The organism is Thiocapsa sp. (assembly GCF_035467215.1).
Taxonomy (GTDB): domain Bacteria; phylum Pseudomonadota; class Gammaproteobacteria; order Chromatiales; family Chromatiaceae; genus Thiocapsa.
On the sequence record NZ_DATITZ010000201.1, the window covers coordinates 1 to 6,248 of the forward strand.

Sequence of the window (6,248 nt, forward strand, 5' to 3'; positions counted from 1 at the left end):
TCAGATGGTCGATCAGGTGATGGCCCTGCCGGAGGGCGATCGGCTGATGCTGCTCGCGCCCGTGGTCTCGGCGCGCAAGGGCGAATACCAGCGGTTGATCGGCGAGCTGCATGCGCAAGGCTTCGTGCGCGCGCGCATCGACGGCGATCTCTACGAGCTCGACGACCCGCCCGAGCTGGACATCAAGAAGAAGCACGACATCGAGGTGGTGGTGGACCGCTTCCGGGTGCGTCCCGACTTGGCCCTGCGTCTGGCCGAGTCCTTCGAGACCGCGCTCAAGCTCTCGGGCGGCATCGTGCGCGTTGCCGCGATCGACGAGCCCGAGCGGCCCATGATCACCTTTTCGGCGTCCTTCGCCTGCCCGGTCTGCGGCTACAGCATCCCGGAGCTCGAGCCCCGGATCTTCTCCTTCAACAACCCGGTCGGCGCCTGCCCCACCTGCGACGGACTCGGGATGGAACAGTTCTTCGACCCCGCCAAGGTCGTCCTCCATCCGGAACTGAGCCTCGCGGGCGGCGCGGTGCGCGGCTGGGACCGGCGCAATGCCTTTTACTTTCAAGTGATCCGCGGACTGGCGGAGCACTACGACTTCGATGTCGAGACGCCTTGGAGCCAACTCGACGCAGGGATTCAGCAGCTGATCCTCTTCGGCACCGGCAAGGAGAAGATCAAGCTCAAGCTGCCGCACGAGCGGGGCGCGGCCAAGATCCGTCCCTTCGAGGGCATCATCCGCAACATGGAGAGGCGCTATAGAGAGACCGATTCCAGCGCGGTCCGCGAGGAGCTGGCACGTTATCTCTCCCACCAGCCCTGCCCGACCTGCGGCGGCGCGCGTCTCAACGAAGCAGCCCGCCATGTCTTTCTGGAGGGCCACAACCTGCCCGCGGTCGCCGCCATGCCCGTGGGCGACTCGCTGCACTTCTTCGAGGCGATGGAGCTGCCCGGCAAGCGCGGCGAGATCGGGTCGCGGGTCATCAAGGAGATCGCCACCCGGCTGCGCTTTCTGGTCGACGTCGGTCTCGACTATTTGACCCTCGATCGCAGCGCCGAGACGCTCTCCGGCGGCGAGGCCCAGCGCATCCGGCTCGCCAGCCAGATCGGCGCCGGTCTGGTCGGGGTCATGTACATCCTGGACGAGCCCTCGATCGGCCTGCACCAGCGCGACAACGCCCGACTGCTCAAAACCCTGACCCACCTGCGCGACATCGGCAACACCGTGATCGTGGTCGAGCACGACGAGGAGGCGATCCGCTGCGCCGATCTGGTCGTCGACCTGGGGCCGGGCGCCGGCGTACATGGCGGCGAGATCGTCGCCCAAGGCACTGCCGAGGAGATCGCGGCGGCACCCCGTTCACTGACCGGGCGCTATCTGTCCGGTGACCTGCGGATCGCCATCCCGACACGGCGCACGCCCAACGACCCGGATCGGCAGCTGCGCATCCTGGGTGCGCGGGGCAACAACCTGCGCGCCGTCGACGCCGCGATCCCGGTCGGGAGCTTCGTCTGCGTCACCGGGGTCTCGGGCTCGGGCAAGTCCACCCTGATCAACGACACACTCTTCCCGGCCGCCGCCCGTCATCTCAACGGCGCCAGCCTACAACCGGCACCCCATACCGCCATCGAAGGGCTCGACGCCTTCGACAAGGTCGTCGACATCGATCAGAGCCCCATCGGTCGGACCCCGCGCTCCAACCCCGCCACCTACACCGGACTCTTCAACCTGGTACGCGACCTCTTCGCCGCCGTGCCCGAGGCGCGCTCGCGCGGCTACGGACCCGGCCGCTTCAGCTTCAACGTCAAGGGCGGACGCTGCGAGGCATGCAAAGGGGACGGACTCATCCGCGTCGAGATGCACTTCCTGCCCGACATCTATGTCCAGTGCGACACCTGCAAGGGCCGGCGCTACAACAGAGAGACCATCGAGATCCGCTACAAAGGCAAGACCATCGACGAGGTGCTGAACCTCACCATCGAAGATGCCCTCGAGTTCTTCTCGCCCGTGCAGCTCATCAAACGCAAGCTCCAGACCCTGATGGATGTCGGCCTCGCCTACGTCCGCCTCGGCCAGAGCGCCACCACCCTCTCCGGCGGCGAGGCCCAGCGCGTCAAGCTCAGTCGCGAGCTCAGCAAACGCGATACCGGCCGGACACTCTATATCCTGGACGAGCCCACCACTGGCCTCCACTTCCACGACGTCAAGCATCTGCTCGACGTCCTACATCGCTTCCGCGACCAGGGCAACACCGTGGTCGTGATCGAGCACAACCTGGATGTCATCAAGACCGCGGATTGGATCATCGACCTGGGGCCGGAGGGCGGGCACCGGGGGGGCGAGATCATTGCGGTCGGGACGCCCGAGCAGATCGCCGCGAACGAGCGGTCGCATACCGGGCGGTTTTTGATGCCGTTGTTGGAGAGGGGGTGGTGAGGGGCGGGATCATGACGGTGGCCGTTGGGCCACGCACCGGGCGCGGTGAGCTTGCGAGCCGAACCGATGCACGCGGTGAGCGTCGTTCCTCGCCGCACCCGGCGGACCGTTTAGACCGGAGGCCGCACACCATGGGCTTGACGAACACTCGATGCTCGAATTTCGGCAGGAGCCGATCGGCGAATCGAAGTAACCTATGGTGTGAAACGGCCAGAGACGAAGCCGAATTAGAGTTGTATCTCCGGCGGTTCGACATCGACCGAGTTGCTGATGGCGACACAACACCTGGAGCCAGACTCGACGAGCGCAGTGTCAGACAGCATCACGCCCCTCTCGTACCTGGACGGCCATATCACCGTCTGTCCCGACCTCTGCAACGGACATCCGACAATCAGGGGACTGCAAATCACCGTCGAGACGATCCTAGGTTTCCTCAGCGCCGGAGAGACACGGGAGGAAATCCTGAAACAGTTTCCGTCGATGGAGCCAGCTGATATCGGTGCTTGTTTGCGATTCGCTTCGGATCTGATAAGACACCGTTACACGCTGAAGAGTTTGGCGCGATGAGGTTTCTGATCGACGCCAGTTCTCGAAAACCGTGGTCTGTCCCCGGTGGTCCCGCGGATCGGAGTCAATCCGCGACCTTTCAACGCGAACCGCGGGCGCGTTGGCGGTAGCAATGTCGTGCTTCCCGACCGGCACAAGCGCGCTTGGATGCGAGAAAAGAGATCGTGCCATTCATCGGGGTCAGCTCAATGGTGACCCCTGCGCGCTTTTGTAAGGCTTCATCTAAGGGGTCCGTTTCGGACCACACTTGGAGCCGACCAAGGCGGGTGCCGAAGAAACAGCGTCAGAGGCCTGCTCCCTTTTCCGGCAAGCTCAGCGGATACGGTCCATGCTCCCGCTGACTGCCCCAGGCCTCTTGTTCAATGAGGCGGTAGAGGTAGTCGCGGCCGCTTTTGGCTTTGGGGTCCACCAGCTGGTAGTCACCACCCATGGGGGCGGGCATGACCGCCGGCAGCATGTTGCCGTGGTTGAGCTTGACCCAGGTTTCGGCTTCGTCTTTGCGTTCCACGTAGAAGCCGATGGTGCCGCGCTCGGTCAGGGTCTGCCAGCGCAAGACGGCCACCTGGCCGTCGCCGTCCGGGTCCAGGTACGGTATCAATGCCGTGGCCAGGGCGGCGTCGCCGTCGAGGGCAGCGGCCTGTTGCGGGGCGTAGCCGGACAGCATGGCCTCGGCAGTGCCCTCGGCGAGGAGCAGCTGCAACAGCTCCGGGAGTCGGTGCGCCGTGAGGGTCACCGAGCCGATGGAGGCCAGTGTCGGCGTCACCGAAATGGCGCCATCCTCGACCTCGCCGTTCACTGCCCCGCCCATGGGCTGCGGCGAGGTGTCGGAGAAAAAGTCGGCGTTGCCCGTGGTGCCGGCATCCGTGGTCAGCCGACAACGCACCAGCAGCACGGTGGCGACGCCGAGCTGCAGTTGACTGACGTCCACGCCAGACCACTGCACGCGCACGGATCCGCCACACCCGGCGGGCACGTTACCGGTGGTGAAGCTGGTATCGGTGATGCCCGTCGCCGTGCAGGCACCCGAGCCGAACAGCGCATGGGACGCAAAGCCGGGCTGGGTGCGCTCGCCCGGGTCGAGAAAGTCGCCATCTTGGTTGAAGTCCGCCCAGCAAGCCAACTGGGCGTCGTCGCTTGAGCCGTTGTGAACGCCGTGCACGTCCACGGCGGCCGCGGCGGCCGGAACATTCACAACGAGCGATGTGCCGTCGATGGCATCGTCCAGGCTGTCGGTGTTGGCTTGCGCGGCAGGTATCGGCCGCGGCTCCGTACTCGGCGGCGAGGAACCCAAGTACAGCTCGGCGCTGTTCAGATGGAAGGCCGGGTTCCACAGACTGTACTGCGGATCGATCTCGTAGCTGCCCTGGGCGTCGCCGTAATCCGCGGGGAACCGGGCGCGGAAATCGATGCGGCGCAGGTCGGTCTCGAGGCCGCCAGTGCGTGTGTCCGCCACCACCACGGCGGTGTCGCGCAGCAGGCTCAGCAGGTCGGCGACGCTCGCCCTCGGGTCTGCCTGCTTGAGTACGGCAATCGCGCCCGCGACGTGCGGGGTGGCCATCGAGGTACCGGACAGCGTCAGCTCGCCGCCCGCTGAATAGGCGGAGGTCACAGCGTTGCCGGGGGCCACCAGATCCGTAAAGCTGGACAGGTTGGAGAATGCGCTGACCGCGTCGAGGTCGGTGGTGGAACCGACGCTGATAAAGCCCGGCACGCAGGCCGGAAAAGCGATAGCGGTGCGGTTGCTGTTGTTTCCCGTCGCGGCCACGGGCGCGACGCCCGCGCCAATGAGATTGGCAGCGATGGCCTCGAAGGCATCGAAGAGTGCGGCATATTCCGGATAGTTGGCGCTGGTGCACGGCAGAGAGAAGAGACCGCCGCCGAGACTCATGTTGGCCGCCGACAGATTCAGGCCTTCCTCGGTGCGCAGAAACAGCACGCGTTCCAGGGCGCTGAGCAGATCGGACGACAGCCCCGAAAGCCCATTGGTCGCGCTGTTCCAAGAAAAGATCTGCATGGCGACCAGCTCGGCGTCTCGCGCGACGCCGTCCGTTGCACCGGCCGGATCGTGACCCGCCGCGATGCCCGCCACATGCGTGCCATGCCAGCAGACCTGTGTATTGAACTCGCAGTAGGAGCCGGAGCCCTCGGCAGTGGATGCACTGACGCCGTCCGGGCAGACACTGGACAGGGAATCGGGCGCGGAGTTGGTGGAATAGCAGGCCTCGGCGACGACCTTGTTGCCGGCGCCGCTTCCGAAGTAGGGGTGATCCTTCTCCACCCCGGTATCCAGGATCGCGATCACCTGGCCCGCTCCGGCCAGGCTCGCGCTCCAGGGCACCGAGCTGGCGATGACGGTGTTGCTGCTGGCGAGAACGGGCTCGACACGCAGATCCGGGGACACGGCGCTGACACGCGGATCGCGTCGCAGCGCGTCGAGGGCGGCCTGACCCACCTCCATCGCCATGAAGGGGATGCTCTGATACGCGGCGACGAGGCGACCGCCAGCCGCCTCCGCGGCCCCGCGCACCGCCGCCTGCGCGCGACCGATGTCGGCGCGCTGCCGGCCGACGGCCGCCTGCGCCAAGCTGCTCTCCGGCTCGTGTGCAACGGCCAGCGCGACCAGCACGCGGGCGTGACCGGCCTGCGCCACCTGGCGTTCGAGCTCGGTGCCACCATCCTGGGCGCAGAGGGCCGTGACCGGCGCCAGCAGCCATGGCACCAGCATGATCAGGACGGTCTGCCAGCCCCACTGTCGGGCTCGCCGTTGCGCTCGCGGGCCAGCTGCCTCGCTGCTCACGCCGCTCTCGCGCCGCCCTCTCGGACCCACAGCCGGAACGCGTGCGTTCGCGAGCGTATCCCTTGCGGCGAGGGTCGCTGGTGAATTCGAGCCGAATACGTCAGCCGCTCGTGCGCGCATGTCGACAACCTCGATGACTGTGAGTCGGCGGCGCGGTTCCTGATCGGAGCCACGTCGTCGGGCTCGGCTCCTGCGAGGCAACAGCGGCCCGGGCGGCAACGCAGCATGGGCGACGCCGCAGGACGATGCCCTCAGTTCCTCAGTTCCTCAGTTCCGGGGACAGTTTACTCCAGTTCCGGGTAGAGTAGAGAGCAGGCATCCGGCGTCCGTAGATCCGGCCTATCTGTTTCCGCCCCTTTCGTTTGGCGGTGCCTCAATAGCCGAGTCGTAGCCACAGGATGCCAGCCCTCCCTCATCAAACCGTGCATACGGTTCTCCCGTACACGGCTTTCCGAT

Annotated in this window: 3 protein-coding genes; 2 read left to right on the forward strand and 1 reads right to left on the reverse strand. The window is 66.1% G+C overall.

Annotated features, from left to right (window positions below; genetic code table 11):
- Both uvrA and VLR48_RS11100 read left to right on the forward strand, forming a co-directional pair.
- Positions 1-2,428, forward strand: a 2,428-nt coding sequence (gene uvrA, locus VLR48_RS11095) for an excinuclease ABC subunit UvrA (RefSeq protein ID WP_325291844.1), incomplete at its 5' end; no start/stop codon positions are given.
- Between the two features lie 270 nt (positions 2,429-2,698).
- On the forward strand, positions 2,699-2,995 hold the full coding sequence (locus VLR48_RS11100; protein ID WP_325291845.1) for a DUF433 domain-containing protein: 297 nt from the start codon (positions 2,699-2,701) through the stop codon (positions 2,993-2,995).
- 283 nt (positions 2,996-3,278) lie between these two features.
- Here the strand turns inward: VLR48_RS11100 and VLR48_RS11105 are convergent, their stop codons facing one another.
- Positions 3,279-5,792 (reverse strand): S8 family peptidase, encoded by a 2,514-nt coding sequence (locus VLR48_RS11105; protein WP_325291846.1) that lies wholly within the window; start codon positions 5,790-5,792, stop codon positions 3,279-3,281.
- Between the last annotated feature and the right edge of the window lie 456 nt (positions 5,793-6,248).

Coding starts and splice junctions, on each gene's coding strand:
- VLR48_RS11100 (WP_325291845.1), top strand. CDS start 2,699: ATGGCGACACAACACCTGGAGCCAGACTCGACGAGCGCAGTGTCAGAC.